Annotated in this window: 13 protein-coding genes; 10 read left to right on the top strand and 3 right to left on the bottom strand. The window is 39.8% G+C overall.

The window, feature by feature from the left end:
• The first annotated feature begins 67 nt into the window (after positions 1–67).
• The 4 genes from recC to HC728_RS17095 all read left to right on the top strand — a co-directional run bounded on the left by recC (position 68) and on the right by HC728_RS17095 (position 9988).
• Positions 68–3487 (top strand): exodeoxyribonuclease V subunit gamma, encoded by a 3420-nt coding sequence (recC, locus tag HC728_RS17110; RefSeq protein WP_190395801.1) that lies wholly within the window; start codon positions 68–70, stop codon positions 3485–3487.
• 299 nt (positions 3488–3786) lie between these two features.
• The gene (recB, locus tag HC728_RS17105) at positions 3787–7413 is read left to right on the top strand and encodes an exodeoxyribonuclease V subunit beta (protein WP_190395800.1); all 3627 of its coding nucleotides are present in this window, start codon (positions 3787–3789) and stop codon (positions 7411–7413) included.
• The gene (gene recD, locus HC728_RS17100; protein WP_065640137.1) at positions 7406–9424 is read left to right on the top strand and encodes an exodeoxyribonuclease V subunit alpha; all 2019 of its coding nucleotides are present in this window, start codon (positions 7406–7408) and stop codon (positions 9422–9424) included. The genes recB and recD overlap by 8 nt, the downstream gene beginning before the upstream one ends.
• A gap of 231 nt (positions 9425–9655) precedes the next feature.
• Positions 9656–9988: a multidrug efflux SMR transporter gene (locus tag HC728_RS17095; protein WP_065640143.1), complete on the top strand. Its 333-nt coding sequence runs from the start codon at positions 9656–9658 to the stop codon at positions 9986–9988.
• A gap of 81 nt (positions 9989–10069) precedes the next feature.
• Here HC728_RS17095 and argA read toward each other — a convergent pair whose 3' ends face one another.
• Positions 10070–11410, bottom strand: coding sequence for an amino-acid N-acetyltransferase (argA, locus tag HC728_RS17090; protein WP_190395799.1), 1341 nt, complete (start codon positions 11408–11410; stop codon positions 10070–10072).
• Positions 11411–11562: 152 nt separating this feature from the next.
• Here argA and HC728_RS17085 point away from each other — a divergent pair, with 152 nt between their 5' ends.
• From HC728_RS17085 to tcdA, 3 genes are all read left to right on the top strand, one after another.
• Positions 11563–11946 (top strand): DUF2850 domain-containing protein, encoded by a 384-nt coding sequence (locus tag HC728_RS17085; RefSeq protein ID WP_005417866.1) that lies wholly within the window; start codon positions 11563–11565, stop codon positions 11944–11946.
• Between the two features lie 190 nt (positions 11947–12136).
• The gene (gene mltA, locus HC728_RS17080) at positions 12137–13237 is read left to right on the top strand and encodes a murein transglycosylase A (protein WP_005417868.1); all 1101 of its coding nucleotides are present in this window, start codon (positions 12137–12139) and stop codon (positions 13235–13237) included.
• A 93-nt stretch (positions 13238–13330) separates the two neighbouring features.
• Complete coding sequence (tcdA, locus tag HC728_RS17075; protein WP_005417869.1) at positions 13331–14140, top strand: tRNA cyclic N6-threonylcarbamoyladenosine(37) synthase TcdA; 810 nt, start codon at positions 13331–13333, stop codon at positions 14138–14140.
• An 81-nt stretch (positions 14141–14221) separates the two neighbouring features.
• On the opposite strand, the gene csdE is transcribed toward tcdA, so the two are convergent.
• Together csdE and HC728_RS17065 are read right to left on the bottom strand one after the other, a co-directional pair.
• Positions 14222–14647 carry a cysteine desulfurase sulfur acceptor subunit CsdE gene (gene csdE / locus HC728_RS17070; protein ID WP_190395798.1) on the bottom strand — a complete coding sequence of 142 codons (426 nt, stop codon included), beginning with the start codon at positions 14645–14647 and terminating at the stop codon, positions 14222–14224.
• Between the two features lie 23 nt (positions 14648–14670).
• The gene (locus tag HC728_RS17065) at positions 14671–15888 is read right to left on the bottom strand and encodes an aminotransferase class V-fold PLP-dependent enzyme (RefSeq protein ID WP_190395797.1); all 1218 of its coding nucleotides are present in this window, start codon (positions 15886–15888) and stop codon (positions 14671–14673) included.
• A 369-nt stretch (positions 15889–16257) separates the two neighbouring features.
• Here HC728_RS17065 and HC728_RS17060 point away from each other — a divergent pair, with 369 nt between their 5' ends.
• The 3 genes from HC728_RS17060 to rlmM are packed head-to-tail and all read left to right on the top strand — an operon-like array spanning position 16258 to position 18633.
• Positions 16258–17166 (top strand): transcriptional regulator GcvA, encoded by a 909-nt coding sequence (locus HC728_RS17060; protein ID WP_005417875.1) that lies wholly within the window; start codon positions 16258–16260, stop codon positions 17164–17166.
• A complete protein-coding gene (locus HC728_RS17055; RefSeq protein ID WP_012534127.1) occupies positions 17159–17545 on the top strand; it encodes a DUF423 domain-containing protein in 387 nt (128 codons plus the stop codon). The genes HC728_RS17060 and HC728_RS17055 overlap by 8 nt, the downstream gene beginning before the upstream one ends.
• On the top strand, positions 17542–18633 hold the full coding sequence (gene rlmM / locus HC728_RS17050; RefSeq protein WP_017019840.1) for a 23S rRNA (cytidine(2498)-2'-O)-methyltransferase RlmM: 1092 nt from the start codon (positions 17542–17544) through the stop codon (positions 18631–18633). Before HC728_RS17055 ends, rlmM begins: the two co-directional genes overlap by 4 nt.
• Positions 18634–18806: the final 173 nt, after the last annotated feature.

Below are 18806 nucleotides of genomic sequence, written 5' to 3'. Positions count from 1 at the left end.
TTCTCTTCAAACACATCCAGTTACGTTAAGCTATAGGAACTTTCATTTTCTTATAAGCGAGCTGGGTGTGTTTACTGTTTATCATTCAAATCAACTTGATGTTCTTAAATCACTTGTCGTTGAGTTAATTCGCCTTAACCCCCTTGATAACCCGTTCGAGCAAGAGCAAATACTTGTTCAAAGTCCCGGTATGTCACAATGGCTCAAAATCGAACTCGCAAAAGAGTTAGGTATTGCGGCTAACCTCACTTTTCCACTTCCTGCTACTTTTATTTGGGATCTGTTTACTCAGGTACTTGATGATGTGCCAAAGCGCAGTGCCTTTCACAAAGAAGCCATGACATGGAAGATAGTGACGTTATTACCCGAGCTGTTAAAACAAGATGAGTTCGCACCTCTGCAGCGCTATTTAGAAAATGATGAAAACCAACTTAAGTGTTATCAATTGGCTGCAAAAATTGCCGATATCTTTGACCAATACTTGGTGTTCCGCCCTGAGTGGATTCAACTGTGGGAAGCCGGAGAAGAAGTTGCTGAATTAGAAGGGGAGCATCCTTGGCAACCTATTTTATGGCGAGCGTTATATGATCAAACGCTTGCTCTTGGTCATTCGCCTTACCATCGTGCCAATATGTTTGAGCACTTTATTGAAACTCTCGAAAATTACCTACAAACGGGCACTTTGCCAAAAGGGATGCCTAAGCGTTTGTTTGTGGTGGGCATTACTTCACTTCCTCCTCGTTATTTAGATGCGCTTGCGGCGTTAGGTCAGCATATTGATGTGCATTTAATGTTTACCAATCCTTGCCGTTATTACTGGGGAGAAATTCGAGACAGAAAATACCTTGCTCGTTTAGAAGCCCGTAATCGCCTGCAAGTTAAATGGCTAGATGATCATAGTGAGCATATTGGTGATTCCGAACAATTAAAAGGTTCTATTGAGGCTAATTTTGAGGATGAATTACATACTTCTGAAGTGGGGAATTCATTGCTTGCCTCGTGGGGTAAATTAGGCAGAGATAATCTTTGTTTATTATCAGAAATGGAAGCACAAGAGATTGATGCCTTTGTTGATGTTGGTAGCGATAATCTGTTGCACTCCATTCAGTCTGATATTTTAAATCTTGAAGAGCGCAGTCGTGATGATGTGCTTGATAATAGTCAGCATAAACAATTAATCGATCCTAATGATCGTTCGATTCTTTTACATTCGTGCCATAGTCCAATGCGAGAGGTCGAGGTTTTACATGATCAGTTATTGGATATGTTTGCTAATGACCCAAACTTAAAGCCGCGCGATATTATCGTGATGGTGGCTGATATCAATGTTTACAGTGCGGCGATTCAAGCCGTCTTTGGTAATGCGGCGTTTGATCGTTATATTCCTTTTGCGATTTCAGACCAAAGTGCTGAGCAAGAAAACCCAGTGTTATTGGCTTTCATGACCTTGATGGCGCTGCCTGAGAATCGTTGTGGTCTTTCTGAATTGCTCACATTATTGGAAGTGCCTGCCGTAATGTCTCGTTTTAAATTCAATGCTGAGCAATTTGAAATTGTGAAACGCTGGGCTGAAGAAACCGGTATTCGCTGGGGATTAGATAACAGCACATCTGCACAGTTTGATCTTCCTGAACACAATCAAAACTCGTGGTTATTTGGTATTCAACGCATGTTGCTTGGTTATGCGATGGAGCAAGGTGCTGGGCTATTCGAAGGCATGGCGAGTTACGAACAAGTGCAGGGCATGAATGCGGAAATTGCCGGTAACTTAGCGCAGTTTATTGATCAGCTTTTGACTTATCAGATCATCCTAGGCCAACCGCATGCCATTACAACATGGCGAACCACCATCAACCAATTAATGGATGATTTTTTAGATGTTGAATTAGAAGGTGAATTGGTCGTTAAAAGCATTCGAGATCAACTGCAAAAGCTAGAAGAGAACTTAGAAGATGCGGGTTTTGATGCGCCAATCTCTGCACCAATTATTAATAATTATCTGAAAAATAACTTATCTGGCGGTAAAGCGAGTCAACGATTCTTAGCCGGGCAAGTTAACTTTTGTACTTTAATGCCAATGCGTTCTATTCCATTTGATGTGGTGTGTTTGCTTGGGATGACGGATGGGTCTTACCCGCGAACCATGCCTGTTGAAGGTTTCGATTTAATGCAAAAACGCATGAAACCGGGTGACCGTTCACGTCGAGATGATGATAGATATCTGTTCTTAGAAGCACTGCAATCGGCAAATAAAGCATTTTATTTAAGTTATATTGGGCGTTCAATTCGCGATAACACAGAAAAAGCACCGTCAGTATTAGTCAGTGAGTTACTTGAATATTGCCAGCAAGGTTATTGCCTAGAGGGTGATAGTGAGTTAAATCCTGAAGCATCCGCAAAACGCTTGGTTAAGCAATTAACCATAGAACACCCTCTGGTTCCTTATAGCCAACAAAGTTTTATTGGTGATAACACAAGCTATGCAAGTGAGTGGTTACCAACGGCTAAATTAGAAGGGGCAGCGGCACCTGAATTTCAGGCTGCGCCATTAGTGTATACACCAGAAACAAAAGAATTGGAGCTTACTGAACTGCAACGTTTTTGGCGATTACCTGTTGCTTATTTCTTTAATCGTGGCTTAAAAGTCTTTTTTGAAACGGTAGAGAGTCGAGTTGAAGATGATGAGCCGTTTACCATCGATGGTCGTACTGGCTATGGTATGAAATCGGATCTATTAGAGGACTTATTGGCCTATGATGATCCTAACCATGTATCTCAAATATCTCGCGATTTTTATCAGCAGCAAAAAGCCCAAGGTAAATTACCGATTGGTAGCTTTGGTGAGATAGCTGCAGATAAAGAAGTGAACACGGTAAAAGATTTGGTTGCTCATATTCAACCATTAACGACATTACCATTAGATGATCAAGAAGTGCGTTTACGCTTTACCTTCTCTCATGGTGAAATGGAACTGCAAGGTTGGTTAAAACAGCGTTATCAGGCCGGAATGCTGCGTTATCGTGGCGGTAAAATTCGCTCACATGAAATTTTAGCAACCTGGATTGATCACCTGTGTCTATGTGCAATGGGCCAGCAGCAATTTACTCACCTATTTGGTACAGATGCGATTTATCACTTTGAAACCATCGAGAAAGAAAAAGCATACCAAGAACTAGAGACTATATTAAGCCTTTATATTTCGGGTAATTGCGCACCATTAGCTTATTTACCAAAAGCGGCATTAGCAGGGCTAGAAGCACACGTTGATAAAAAAGGTGTGTGGAATGATGACGAAGAAACACATCAAAAAGCCCTGAAAAAAATGGCTGATGAATACAATGGAACCCGCTTTGCTGGTGAAAATAGCAATGATTATGTGATACGCATGTGGCCAGAATGGAATGATGATTTTGGTCAGGCTATTTTTGATAATGCTCAAAAGGTATTACGTAATGCATTACTACATAGCGAGAAAGAAAAGTTATAAAGAGTAAAGGTGAGTCATCAGTAGAAAGTAGGGTGGCCGCCAGTAAATCATTTTTAGTGTAGGGCGTTCGCTGTACGGCCACAGGTCAGAGGTTGACCGAATCCTGATTACAAGTGCACATTTAATGAGCGCTTTGTAAGTGGCGCTGAGTGTAACAAAGCTCAAAAAGTGAACCGTGAGAAAGATCTCACATTGATAGCTTTATTATTTTTATTATCTTAGTTTCTGATGAACTACGATATGGATCACATAAATATCTTGTAAAAACAGGATGTTGATGTTTAAAACGGTGATGTTTGATGACGACAATCGCAGCTCCAAATCAATTGAATGCAATGACGTTTCCTTTACATGGGACACGTTTAATTGAAGCTTCAGCCGGTACTGGTAAAACATTTACCATTGCCAGTTTGTATTTACGTTTATTGCTGGGACATGGCGAGGAAAATAGCCGTCATAGTGAAGAATTAACCGTAGATAGAATATTGGTAGTAACTTTTACAGAAGCGGCAACGGCTGAGTTGAGAGAGCGTATCCGAGCAAAAATACATGATGCTCGTTTAGCGTTTGCTCGTGCTGTTCATAATAATGATTATAAGAGTGGTGATCCGGTTATTGATCCACTGTTGGCATCCATTGGTGATCATAAGTCAGCGGCACAGATCCTGTTGAATGCCGAACGCAGCATGGATGAAGCCTCAATTTTTACCATTCATGGTTTTTGTCAACGTATGTTAACTCAAAATGCCTTTGAATCTGGTGCGCAATTTGAGAGTGAGTTTGTTACCGACCAAGCGAAATTAATGCATCAAGTGGCTGCGGATTTTTGGCGTCGCAGTTTTTATCATCTACCAAAAATGGTGGCTGAAAGTGTTTATGGCTGTTGGTCAAGCCCATCGGCATTATTAGGTGATATGGGCAATAGTCTTACTGGTGTCCCAAAGCATTTAACCGTAGAGCCGTTAGAAAATTCATTAGAAGAGTTTTGTCAGCAAGGCATTGCTCGTATTGATGAATTAAAAAAACAGTGGTCAGAACATTGCTCCGATTTTGAGGCGTTAATTGCAGGCTCTGGTGTTGATAAACGCAGCTACACCAAAAAGAATTTACCGAATTGGTTAGAGCAAGTGTCATCGTGGGCCAATAACCCAACTACCTCATTGCAAGTACACGATAAGCTAGAAAAGTTTTCTCAAGAATTATTAATTGAAAAAACCAAAAAGAGCGAAGCGCCGGAACACGCCGTATTTAAACTCATTGATGATTTTCTAGCTCAACCATTAGAGATCAAACAGCCACTACTATCATTGGCGATTCATCAATGTCGTAAAACTTTGCAGCAAGCGAAAGAGCAAAAGAATTGGTTATCGTTTGATGATTTGCTGACTCAATTATCTCAAGCCACAGAAAATCAAGATAACGCCTTATTGTTAGAAAAGATCCGTGAACAATACCCTGTGGCGTTGATCGACGAATTCCAAGATACCGATCCGCTGCAATATTCGATTTTTAGTACGCTTTATCAAGATCAGCCACAATGTGGTTTATTTATGATTGGCGATCCAAAACAAGCGATTTACGCCTTCCGTGGTGCGGATATTTTTACTTATATTCAAGCTCGTCGCCAAGTGGTGGATCATTACACCTTGGATACTAACTGGCGCTCAACGGCAGATATGGTGTCGTCAGTGAACCGTATTTTTGAACATGGCAAACAGCCTTTTTTGTACGATGATGATATTCCATTTTATCCGGTTAAATATAACCCTGTTAATGCTGAGCAAAAATCATGGGCGTTAGATAATCAAACTCAGCCAGCCATGACATTCTGGTTGCAAGAGAGTAAAGATGGCAATCCAGTAAATAAAACCAGTTATCAGCGTGTGATGGCAGAATCAACTGCCGCACAAATTCAAACTATTTTGACTGGGGCGCAACAAGGCTCGGCGTATTTACAAAACGGTGAGAAAAAACAAGCCATCAAAGCGGGTGATATTGCAGTTCTAGTTCGTACTGGTAAAGAAGGTAAATTAGTTCGTGAAGCCTTATCAAAACAAGGCATTGCGAGTGTTTATTTATCTAACCGTGATAGCGTATTTTCTTCTCCATTAGCTAAAGATGTATTGCGTTTATTGCAAGCGGCCATGATGCCGACAGATGCAAGAGCGGTTCGTTCAGCATTAGCATCGTCATTATTTGCTTATACCGCGGATCAATTGCACCAGTTTAATGTCGATGAAATGCAGTGGGAGCAAGCAGTTAATGAGTTTCGTGCCTATCGTAAGCATTGGCAACAACGTGGCATTATGCCTATGTTGCATCAAATCATTACTCAGCAAGGTATTTCAGAGCGTTTATTAGCTGAAAATGGCGGTGAACGTCAACTGACTGATTTATTGCATATCGGCGAATTACTGCAACAAACCAGTCAAACTTTAGACAGTGATTATGGTTTATTACGTTGGTTGTCTGAGTCTATTTCAGAGCCTAATGGGGATTCAGAAGAGCAGACGGTACGTTTAGAATCAGAGCGTAACTTGGTGCAAATTGTCACTATTCATAAATCTAAAGGGTTGGAATATGACTTAGTCTTTTTGCCTTTTGTTTGCTCATATCGTGCGATAGACAAAAAAGGTGAGGTCAGTTTTTATGATGAAGCCAACCGTTACTCGGTGTTGGATTTATTAAAAGAAGACGATTCCGTTGAGAAGGCAGAAAAAGAGCGTTTAGCTGAAGACTTACGTTTGATTTATGTAGCGCTGACTCGTGCGGTTTATGCTTGTTATATCGGCATCGCGCCTATCACCAAAGGCATCTCGAAAAAGCCACCAACGGGTGTGCATCTATCAGGTTTAGGTTATCTAATCCAGCAAGCCGATGAATGTAATGTTGAAGAACTACAAGCGTGTCTTGAAAAGTTGATTGCAGGCAATTCGCCTATGGTGATCCAATCACCTCAAATCATCACCGATGAGCTGTATCAAGAGGTTCAAGATAAGCATATTGAACTGCACGCTAATAAGTTAATTGAACCTGTGAAAAGTAATTGGTGGATGACCAGTTATTCTGGATTGGTAAAGCAAGGCAATCACCATAATGATGCTTCATTAGAGCTCATTAATTTAGATATCGATTCAGCAGAAGATAAAGACGATAAAGAGTTGGATTTAGAGCCAGAGCGAACCATCTTTACTTTCCCTCGTGGAGCGAGAGCGGGTACGTTTTTACATTCATTGTTTGAAGAGGTTGAATTTACTCAGCCCATCACCAGTGAAGAAAATACGCAAATCATCATTAAGCTACTAGAGAAAGAAAATTACGATGCAGAATGGTTAGAAGTCGTTCAAAACATGATGCAACGAGTGTTAGATTGTCCACTCGATGGTGAGAACTTACGTTTAGCAAGCAAAGGTCCAACTCAACGTTTAGTCGAAATGGAGTTTTTACTTCCTATTAAATTACTGAACTCAAGTTTAGTAAATAAAACCATAGCGAAGCATGATGAAGTGTCTGCGAGAGCGGGGGAATTGGGTTTCTCTACCGTTAGTGGCATGCTTAAAGGCTTTATCGATTTAGTGTTTGAGCATGAGGGCAAATATTACGTTCTCGATTGGAAATCAAATCATCTAGGAGACTCTCCAGAATGTTACGCTGGCGATGCCTTAGTTGAGGCAATGCGAGATCATCGTTATGACTTCCAATACCAGTTATATGCTTTAGCGCTTCATCGATTCTTGAAAAGTCGTATTTCTGATTATGATTACGATACCCACTTTGGTGGTGCGTATTATATTTTCTTGCGTGGTGTTGAAGATACACATGAAGGACATGATGCAAATTCTAATGGGGTATTTTATTCAAAATCGAGCAAAGCTTTGTTAGAAGAGTTAGAGAAATTGGTAGATGGAGAAACAGTTGATGCTTAAGCAATTACAACACTTAATGGCTCATGGTGTACTTCGCCCATTGGATCTTCAATTTGCTAAATTTATCGCTCAACAAGAAAAAAATAGCGATAAAAATCTCATCATGCTGTTGTCTGCGATTACAAGTCATGAGTTAGGAAAAGGTCACGTCTGTATTGATATTGAGCAGATAGAACAGGGCGATCTTTTTACTCTCCCAGCAAAGTATCGTGATGCGTTATTAGAATTAGTTCCAGAAAAAAGCCTCTGGATTTCGGAGTTAACCACTGCTTCTACAGTATCAAATGGTACAGAAGCCAAGCCTTTAGCTTTTGATGGTACTCGCTTGTATTTACAACGCTACTGGGCATTTGAGCAACGTGTGTCTAACCGTATTACTAAAGCGGCGCAAAGTGTGGCGGTAAATCCTCAGCTATCGAATACATTGGATGAGTTGTTTGCTCGTCAGTATCATTTTTTATTTTCAGCATTAAAAAAATTAGAGAATAACAATCAAGTTTCTCGCCAACAATTAGTGTGCGATATGCTTGATGTTGTTCAATCAGATGATCTTGATTGGCAGGCGATTGATGCGGTGTTATTAGCCGCGACCAAATCGTCAGAACTCGAAACGTTAGAGCAATTAATTCCAAATAACCATTGTGTGAATTGGCAAAAAGTCGCGGCAGCTGTGGCGTTAACTCGTCGATTTTCTGTTATTTCTGGTGGTCCAGGTACGGGTAAAACAACCACAGTAACTAAGCTTTTGGCCTCCTTAGTGACGCAAGCTCAGCAGGATAATAAAAACATAGCGATTAAACTGGTTGCGCCAACGGGTAAAGCCGCGGCGCGTTTGACTGAGTCCATTGGTCAGGCGGTACAATCCATTGGTTTAGCACCAGAAGTGAAAGAAGCGATCCCGACTGATGCGAGTACACTGCATCGACTGCTTGGCTATATTCCTAATCAAGTGGATTTTCGTCATAACAAATCCAACCCGTTACATCTTGATGTATTGGTGGTGGATGAAGCGTCTATGGTCGATTTGCCTATGATGGCCCGACTACTCGATGCGGTACCTGAACACGCTCGTGTTATTTTATTGGGCGATAAAGATCAACTAGCTTCGGTTGAAGCGGGAGCGGTGTTAGGTGATATTTGTCAGTTTACCAAAATGGGTTACAGTCAGAATCAAGCTCAGCAATTATCTCAACTAACTGGCTTTAATCTATCGGCACAATCACATAATAATGCGGTTGCAGATAGCTTATGTATGCTGCAAAAGAGTTACCGTTTTGATGCGCGTTCAGGCATAGGCCAGCTTGCCAAAGCTATAAATGAAGGCAGTAAATTTAAAGTAGAAGCTGTATGGGCCAAAGGGTTCTCAGATATTCGTTTTCATGATTTAAGTAATGATAGTTACAATGCAATGATTACTATGATGGTCAATGGTTATCGCAGTTACTTAGGCCATATTCACGCAGGTGATAAACCTGAAATCGTACTGAAAGCATTTAGCCAAATTCAATTATTATGTGCGATGCGCGAAGGGGATTTTGGTGTGGTTGGATTAAATCAACGTATTGAAAAAGCGTTGAAAAAGTCTGATTTAATCCCTCATGGTGATGAAATTTGGTATTCGGGTCGCCCTGTTATGGTAACGCAAAATGATTATGGTGTCGGTTTGTATAACGGTGATATTGGTATTGCGATGCCAGATCCTGTTGATCAGCGTTTACGTGTTTATTTTGATATGCCAGATGGTTCGATTCGTGGTGTGTTACCAAGCCAGTTACCTGAGCATGAAACCGTTTATGCCATGACGATCCATAAATCTCAGGGCTCTGAATTTGAACATACAGTATTGGCGCTACCCGCAGAGTTTAGCCCAATCTTAACCCGTGAGTTAATTTATACAGGTGTGACTCGTGCGAAGAAAAAACTCGATCTGTTCGCAACAGAAAAAGTAGTGGCTCGAGGTGTTATGGTTAAAACTCAGAGAAACAGTGGGTTAGTATCACTAATGAATTAAATAATATGAGAGTGATTAACTTTTAGAAGTCGGTCACTCTATTATTTCATCTTTGTAATAGTTATTTACTGTTTTTGAGTCTAGCCAAAGAGTTAAAAATGCCTATAATTGCGGCTCTAAAATTCGGAAGGAATGTCGGATATTCTATTTTTACCAACCATGTTAATTAGATGATTAGTGGTTGGTTCTGATCTAGAGTTTTACTGTTATATGTTTAAATTACTTGTTTCAATGCCGCCTGCGATGGCTCTTATTATTGCGATTATTTCAGAAGTGATTGCAACCTCATTCATTCCTAAAACCGAGCAATTTACTAAATTGACACCAAGTTTAATTGTGGCTGTTGGCTATGGTATTGCTTTCTTTTTGCTGTCTGTAACCGTAAAAAGTATGCCTGTTGGTATTGTTTACGCAATCTGGAGTGGTGCCGGTATCGTCCTTGTTGCCGCTATTGGATATTTTGCTTACGGACAGAAGTTAGATCTTGCAGGGATCATTGGGATTGGCTTAATTTTGTCTGGTGTTCTTGTGGTTAATTTATTATCAAAAAGTGCCGGTCATTAGCCGTTAATCTCAACGTTGGATAGTTTAAGTTATTCAGTAAGAACAAATAGGCCGCAAAGGGATTTCCTTCTGCGGCCTTTTTTATAATCCTTTTAAAACAAGAATTTTTGATTTTCTCTGAAAGTTATACAGTTTCTGTTTTTTCATCGGTAAGTGTGAAACATCTACCTCAATAAAACCTTGCTCTCTAAACCAATGAAGACTGCGAGTGGTGAGAACAAACAGCTGGGATAATTTGTATTGTTTTGCTTTTGCGCGTAAACGATTTAATAAAATAACACCGCGATCGCCATCTCGATAATCAGGATGAACAGCAACACAGCCCATTTCTGCTATGCCTTCTTCAGGGAAAGGGTATAAAGCGGCGCATGCTATGACCAACCCATCTTTTTCAATAATCGTAAATTGTGCAATTTCTTGTTCTAACTGTTCACGAGAGCGGCGAACTAAAATGCCTTCCTCTTCTAATGGGCGGATTAAATCTAATATGCCACCAATGTCATCAATTTCAGCATCACGAACTTGTTCAGAGCTCGCCATTACTACTTGAGTACCAATACCATCAAAAGAAAATAGCTCTTGGATTAATGCGCCATCTTCTTTGTAGCTAATTAAATGACTACGAGGAACCCCAGCTTTACATGCAGATATCGCTCCTTTTAAAAAGCGCATTGTGCCCGTGAGTTTTCCGTTTTCTGGTGTTAATTCTTTTTCAAGACGTTGAAGGATCTCTTCAGCTTCACTTGGAAATAATTCCGCTAAAATCTGTCCTTTTTCATTAAGGACACCTTGCTCTGAACAGAAACCAATGAGCTTGTCGGCATTTAAGCGGATAGCTAACTGAGTGGCGACATCTTCTGATAAAAGATTAAAACATTCGCCGGTAACAGAACTCGCAACAGGGCCAAGTAGAACAATAGATTGTTGATCTAACATTCGATTGATCCCTTGGGTATCGATTCGACGGACACGTCCACTGTGGCAATAATCAATACCATCATCAACACCTAGAGGTTGAGCAATAACAAAATTGCCGCTGATAACGTTAATTTGTGCTCCTGCCATTGGGGTGTTGTTTAAACTCATTGAGAGGCGAGCGGTGATGTCGAGTTGTAACTGTCCAGCTATTTGCTTTACTAGCTCTAGTGTTTGCTCATCAGTAATGCGTATACCTTTATGGAAAGGAGCGTGATGCTCTGTCTGTTTTAGTAATGAACGCATTTGTGGGCGAGTGCCATAGACGATGACAATTCGTAATCCTAATGAGTTGAGAAGGGCAATATCATTAACTATATTAGCGAAGTTAGGATCTGCAATCGCTTCTCCACCAAGCATAATGACAACGGTTTTATCTCTATGAGCGTTGACGTAAGGTGCGGATTGACGGAATCCCTTAACTAAAGCAGTACTACGAAACTTCACGATATATCTTCCATGATAAATACTTATTCACTTATTGTGACTATTTATTTTAATTTGCGCAAGTATTTAGTAGAAGGTCACATAACTTTTTCTTAATATTTAAAATAAATGCCGATAAGCTTATATATCAATGGTTTTTATTAGGCGTAGTGATGAGTCAAGCCCAAGAAAAAGAGTTACAAAAAAGAAAAGTTCGATTATTGGTATTAATAGGACTTGTTGCGGTTGGTCTTGTTGCTGGGACAATTGCAGCAATGTATCGAGCGGGTATGTTTGCTAAAATGCCATCAACACAATTATATGGTAATTGGGTTGAATTAGGCGTCCCGAGCTATGCACAGGATAGCTTTACTATCAGTTCTGCTGGTATATATACTCATGGCCGTCTAATTAATACACAATATGACTTTGACGGCACAATACTAAGTTATATGCATGGCGATACTGAATACGTGTATCAAGTTGAAGATGAAGATGGCGAACAGCTTTTACGCATTAAGCCTGCTCATTATAAATCCAGTTTTCGTAAACAGTAATTATCTGTTGAAGTATTAATTTATCTGCTTATTTTCTATTCGAGATAGTCTTTTATCTCGAATAGCTTTTCTCTGTAATGTCAAAGTTTGTCAAAATTATCCTTTTCTTACATTTATTGCACTCTAAATAATTGCCCTCTCTGAATTTGTTTGTCATCCTTGCCGCATTATTTCTCAATAAGGCTTTATTGTGTTTCGTAAATTATCTTTTGTGTGTGTTCTTCTTGGATTAGCTGGGTGTGCTGATCAACCAACAGATCGTGCTCAGCAGTATCTGGATGGTGGGTTTAGTAGTAACTTGAATAAAGTTGGCGAAATTAATTCAGATAAGCCTTCAGATTTTAGTGCTTTCAAAAAACAGAGTGCAGAAGTTTTAGAGCGTTCTGAATCAATGTCATTACGTTATGAAGAACTTTATGTTCAATTACAAAAATGGATTGATGAAAGTTCAAACCCTGCAGAGTTGTCGAACTACGGTATTCAATTTGCTCAGATGGGTGGTGGTGATAAAAAAGGTAACGTGATGTTTACCGGTTACTTTTCTCCAGTAATTGAGATGCGTCATACGCCGAACGAAACGTTTAAATACCCAGTATATGATAAGCCTGATTGTGGTTCAGATTGTCCAACTCGTGCAGAAATTAACGCGGGAGCATTAGCAGGATTAGGACTTGAGTTAGGTTATGCTGATAACATGATTGACCCGTTTATCATGGAAGTGCAAGGCAGTGGCTTTGTCCATTTTGGTGATGATGACAAACTTGAGTATTTTGCCTATGGTGGGAAAAATAATCATCCTTACGTAAGTATTGGCCGCATTCTGATAGAGCGTGGTGAAGTTGAGCGTAAAGATATGTCTTTAAAAGCAATCAAAGAATGGGTTGCGAAAAACGATGAAGCAACGGTTCGTGAATTGTTAGAGACAAACCCTTCTTATGTCTTTTTCTCACCAAAAGAAGCGCATCATGTTTTAGGTACCGCGGGTATACCATTGCATGCTGGTGCCGCTGTAGCTGCTGATCGTACTTTATTGCCTATGGGAACCCCAATCCTTGCTGAAGTCCCTCAATTAGATAAAGACGGTAAGTGGACAGGGAAGCACGTACTTAAAGTATTACTTGCTTTAGATACGGGTGGTGCAGTTAAAGAAAACCATTTAGATCAATATTATGGAATGGGAACAGAAGCAGGTATTGCTGCGGGCCACTTTAAGCATTTTGGTCGAGTGTGGAAATTGGGTTTGCAGGATACTGAAACTGAAAATCCTTGGGAAATGCCTAAATCAAAATAATGTGTTGGCCGCTTGTATCGCTTAACACTTGATCTTCTAAAAAAGAGTGCGTATAAATCGTGCTCTTTTTTTGTTTTTGAGTAAGGTAACCCCATGCGCGAATTAACCACTCCTGCTTCTGAAAGTTATGACCAACGTTTTGGTGGCACTCGCCGTTTGTATGGTAATAGTGAAGTAGAAATTATGCGTGCAGCTCATGTATGTGTAGTTGGTATTGGTGGTGTGGGTTCTTGGGCTGTAGAGGCGCTAGTACGTACTGGTTTAGGTGAAATTACGTTAATCGATATGGATGACGTATGTGTGACGAATATTAACCGTCAAATTCATGCGATGACAGGTACGATTGGTCAAAGCAAAATTGAAGTCATGGCTGAGCGCATTAAATTAATTAACCCTGAGTGTAAGATTAATTTAATCGATGATTTCATTACCCCTGAAAATCTATCTGAATACATCTCTAAAGAGTTTGATTACGTACTTGATGCCATTGATAGCATGAAACCTAAAGCGGCATTACTGGCTTATTGTAAGAGCAATAAGATTAAAGTGATTACGACTGGTGGTGCAGGTGGTCAAACGGATCCGACTCAAATTCAAATCACAGATTTAACTAAGACGATTCAAGATCCATTAGCTAAGAAGCTACGTGATACGCTGCGTCGTCACCATAATTTTACTAAGAACCCTAAACGTAAGTTTGGTATTGATTGTGTGTACTCAACTGAGCATTTGAAATACCCACAAGCTGATGGTTCAGTATGTGCAACTAAAGCAACTGCTGAAGGTCCTAAGCGTATGGATTGTGCGAGTGGTTTTGGTGCTGCTACGGTGGTAACGGCGACGTTTGGGTTTGTGGCAGTGTCGAGAATTGTAGAGAAGTTGATTGAGAAACATAGTAAGTAGGGACTAGGGATTAGAATTAAGGTACGAGTAAAAGTCTTTCTCGTACCTAGTTCCTTGAAGGGAAGTGTTCTCGTTCCTGCTTTAAATTAAGCCGTTGATCGTTTCAATGATCGCCTTAAGCCCATTACCACGTGATGGGCTTAAATGTTCAATTAACCCCAATTGAGCAAAGTACCCATCCATGTCGAAAGCCTTAATCTCTTCTGCGGTTTTATTATTAACTGCCGCCATGACTAATGCGATAAGCCCACGAACAATTCTTGCATCAGAGTCTGCGCAGAAGAAATAAACGCCATCAATGACTTGATGTTGTAACCATACTTTACTTTCACAACCAGAGATCGTCACGTTTTCCTGTTGTAGTTCTTCAGGCATGTTAGGCAGTTTTTTACCTAATTGAATTACGTTACGGTAGCGGTCTTCCCAACCTTTAGCGTTACTCATTAAATCAAGTACTGTCGAGTGAGTAATGTCAAAACCAAAAGGCGATGATGGGAAAGTGGACATAAATGAATACCTTAAATTTGAGCTTATAGCATATCTGCGGCTTTGTTTAGCGCGTCGATAAAACGTTGAACATCTTGTTTTGTATTATACAAGGCAAATGAAACACGTACAGTACCTGTAAGCCCTAGAGCATCTAGCATAGGGTGAGCACAGTGATTACCAGAGCGTACAGCGATGCCTTGTTGATCTAATAGCGTAGCGATATCTTGGTGATGGACGCCATCAATAACAAAAGAGAATAGGCTGGCGTTATCTTGTAATCCAATAAAGCGTAAGTCCTCAATATCTTTGATTCCATCAATCGCCATTTGACGAAGTTCATTAATATGAGCATTTAGATCATCATGGGCAAATTGCTTAACCCAGTTAATGGCTGTGGCAAAAGCAATCGCTCCGGCAACATTAGGTGTACCTGCTTCAAACTTTCCTGGAAGTTCTGCAAATGTGGTTTTTTCAAACGACACTTTCTCAACCATTTTACCACCCCCGTGCCATACAGGCATGGACTCAAGTAAGTGTTGTTTACCATATAGAGCACCGATCCCAGCAGGTGCAAATAATTTATGACCAGAGCAAACATAGAAGTCGGCATTCATTGCTTGAACATCAATCGCATGATGAACAATCCCTTGAGCGCCATCAACAACAACAATCGCCCCAACGCTGTGTGCAATGTTAATGATTTCTTCAACAGGGTTTTGTGTTCCTGTCACGTTGGTTACTTGAGCAACGGCAACAATTTTGGTGTTTTTGGTTACCAATGACTCAAATGCATCCATATCTAATGTGCAATTTGACTTCATTGGGATTTTAATGATTTTTGCTCCGGTTTGTTCTGCAACAATTTGCCAAGGAACAATATTCGCGTGGTGTTCTAATTCACTCACTAAAATTTCATCATTAACTTGTAATGTATTACGAGCATAAGTTTGAGCGATTAAATTAATGGCTTCTGTGGCACCACGAGTCCAAATTATTTCCTTACTGCTTTTCGCATTAATGAAGTGTTGAACCGTTTCTCTGGCTTGTTCAAATTGAAGCGTAGCAGAGGCAGTTAGGCTATGACTGCCACGATGCACATTAGCGTTACTTTTTTGATAATAATCTTGAATTGCATTTAATACAGCTAATGGTTTTTGTGTGGTTGCCGCACTATCAAAATACGCAATAGGTTGCTCATTTACTTCTTGTAATAGAGCTGGGAATTGAGAGCGAACAAGTTCAACATTAAATGCAGTCATAAGAATTTTCTTCATTGGGTTAGCAAACAGGAGAATGATGCGGATTTATGGTGCGTAAGTCAAAATTACAGGCAAAAAAAAGCACCGTATTAAACGGTGCTAACTAATCTTTTTTAACCATAGGTCAAAAACACAGGAAATATTGAGCATTGGTATCAATAAGTTGATATCAATGATCGGGCTCTAACAGTCGAGCCAATATGCAAACACAACATTGCAGTTTAGAGAGAGGGGAAAAATATTCAGGGAGGAATATATGTCTTACCTCTAAACTACGGGGCTAATATTAGGTTTTATCTGGTAGTTCGACAATGGACAAATTATAATACTTGGCATTAAAAAAACTAATGGTTCAAAATGTGAGTTCTTATGTCTCGAAGATTACCACCTTTAAATTCTTTACGTGTGTTTGAAGCGGCAGCCAGGCACTTAAGCTTCACGCGTGCAGCAGAAGAATTATTTGTTACACAAGCGGCAGTTAGCCACCAAATCAAAGCATTAGAAGAGTTTCTTGGTCTTAAACTTTTTCGACGCCGAAATCGCTCTTTGTTATTAACAGAAGAGGGACAGAGCTACTTTTTAGACATTAAAGAAATCTTCTCTTCTTTATCTGAAGCAACAGATAAAGTATTGGAAAGAAGTGCCAAAGGGGCACTAACTATTAGTTTACCGCCAAGTTTTGCTATTCAATGGTTGGTACCAAGATTATCGGATTTTAATAACCAAGAACCAGATATTGATGTTCGTATTAAAGCCGTTGATATGGATGAAGGTTCATTAACCGAAGATGTGGATGTTGCTATCTATTATGGTCGAGGTAATTGGCCGGGTCTGCGAGTTGAACTGTTATATCAAGAGCAGTTATTGCCATTATGTTCACCTCAAGTGCTACTGAATGAAAAACCATTAGCAACCATTGATGATTTACGTTTTCATACGTTATTGCATGATACTTCTCGTAAAGACTGGAAGCAGTTCGTTAAGCATTACGAATTAGCTGGCATGAATGTAAACCAAGGACCTATTTTTAGTCACTCGACTATGGTGTTACAAGCTGCTGCTCATGGGCAAGGTATTGCGTTAGGTAATAACGTATTAGCTCAACCTGAATTAGATGCGGGTCGTTTGGTTGCTCCATTTGAAGAAGTATTAGTGAGTAAGAATGCTTTCTATCTTGTATGTAATGAAAAACAGGCTGATACCGGTCGTATTGCTACGTTTAGAGAGTGGATTTTAAGTAAAGCTCGTAGCGAACAAGAGATTGTGGATGATGAATAGTCGCTTATGTTTATTGATTGCGAGTATGAGTGGAGCATTAACTGTTGGACTAGGGGCATTTGGTGCTCATGGTTTAAAAGCGGTTTTATCTCCTTATCTACTTGATGTATATGAAACTGCAGTTCAATATCAAATGTGGCATACCCTTGCTTTATTTGGATGTGGAATTTTGTTGAGAAATTCATTTTCAAAAGGGGTATCATACGCGGCTTTGCTATTTACCATTGGGATGCTTTTCTTTAGTGGTAGTTTATATGCGTTAGTATTCACTGGTGTTAAATGGTTTGGACCAATAACGCCATTAGGTGGATTCTGTTTTATTATTGGCTGGTTAATACTGGCTATTTCAACTTATCGTTTGACTGAGGTTTCAAAGTGAAACAAGTAATGTTCTATTGTCGCTCTGGTTTTGAAAAAGAGTGTGCAGGTGAGATCCAAGATAAAGCCACTCAACTAGAAGTGTTTGGTTTCCCTCGCCTAAAAAATAATACGGGTTATGTGTTATTTGAATGCTATCAGGAAGGCGATGCAGACCGATTAATTCGTGAAATTAAATTTAATGAGCTAATTTTTGCTCGTCAAATGTTTGCGGTTGCAGTTGAAGTTAGTGATTTACCAAAAGATGATCGTATTTCTCCAATTTTAGATGCGCTATCTGAAGTTGAAGATGTGCCTTGTTGTGGTGATATTCGTATTGAAACGCCAGATACTAACGAAGCAAAAGAATTATTAAAATTCTGTCGTAAATTTACTGTACCAATGCGTCAGGCTTTACGTGGAAAGAAAATGCTAACAGAAAGAGATTCAAATCGAATCCCTGTTTTGCATATTTGCTTTATTGCTCCGGGTCACTGTTACGTAGGTTACTCTTACACAAATAATAACTCTCAGTTCTTTATGGGTATTCCTCGTTTGAAATTCCCTGCTGATGCGCCAAGTCGTTCAACATTGAAATTGGAAGAAGCGTTTCACGTATTTATTCCAAAAGAAGAGTGGGATGATCGTTTAGCATCAGGCATGTGGGGTGTTGATTTAGGTGCATGTCCTGGTGGTTGGACTTACCAATTGGTTAAGCGTTCTATGTTTGTTCATGCGATTGATAATGGCATGATGGCTCAAAGCTTAATGGATACAGGCCAAGTAAAACACCACATGGTTGATGGTTTTAAATTTGAACCACCAAGAAAGAACGTAACATGGTTAATTTGTGACATGGTTGAGAAACCTGCTCGTGTTGCACACCTTATGGGTGAATGGCTAATTAAAGGTTGGGCAAAAGAAGCGCTATTTAACCTTAAATTACCAATGAAAGGTCGTTATGATGAGGTTCTTCAAGATATTGAAAACCTAAAAGATTTCTTGAAGAAAAACGGTTTCCAATACAAGCTTCAAGCTAAGCATTTATATCATGACCGTGAAGAAATCACTGTTCATATCCAAGCGATTTCAAACATTTCTCCACATTAATATTTCGTTATACAAATATTGATGTAATCTAAACTAGTGAGAAATAAAAAACGCCCGCTGATGTTGATAATCAGCGGGCGTTTTTATTGAACTTCAACAATGGTTATCTGTGTTGAGATTATTTAGATACGATGTTGAATATGGTGTGCTTTGGCGCAAAAAAAACTGTTTGT

Origin of the sequence: Aliivibrio sp. S10_S31 (assembly GCF_014694495.1) — a bacterium.
In the GTDB taxonomy this organism is placed as follows: Bacteria; Pseudomonadota; Gammaproteobacteria; order Enterobacterales; family Vibrionaceae; genus Aliivibrio; species Aliivibrio fischeri.
This window is presented reverse-complemented; position numbering and strand designations above follow the sequence as displayed.

Coding starts and splice junctions, on each gene's coding strand:
- recB (WP_190395800.1), top strand. CDS start 3,787: ATGACGACAATCGCAGCTCCAAATCAATTGAATGCAATGACGTTTCCT.
- recD (WP_065640137.1), top strand. CDS start 7,406: ATGCTTAAGCAATTACAACACTTAATGGCTCATGGTGTACTTCGCCCA.
- HC728_RS17095 (WP_065640143.1), top strand. CDS start 9,656: ATGCCGCCTGCGATGGCTCTTATTATTGCGATTATTTCAGAAGTGATT.
- HC728_RS17085 (WP_005417866.1), top strand. CDS start 11,563: ATGAGTCAAGCCCAAGAAAAAGAGTTACAAAAAAGAAAAGTTCGATTA.
- tcdA (WP_005417869.1), top strand. CDS start 13,331: ATGCGCGAATTAACCACTCCTGCTTCTGAAAGTTATGACCAACGTTTT.
- csdE (WP_190395798.1), bottom strand. CDS start 14,647: ATGTCCACTTTCCCATCATCGCCTTTTGGTTTTGACATTACTCACTCG.
- HC728_RS17065 (WP_190395797.1), bottom strand. CDS start 15,888: ATGACTGCATTTAATGTTGAACTTGTTCGCTCTCAATTCCCAGCTCTA.
- HC728_RS17060 (WP_005417875.1), top strand. CDS start 16,258: ATGTCTCGAAGATTACCACCTTTAAATTCTTTACGTGTGTTTGAAGCG.
- HC728_RS17055 (WP_012534127.1), top strand. CDS start 17,159: ATGAATAGTCGCTTATGTTTATTGATTGCGAGTATGAGTGGAGCATTA.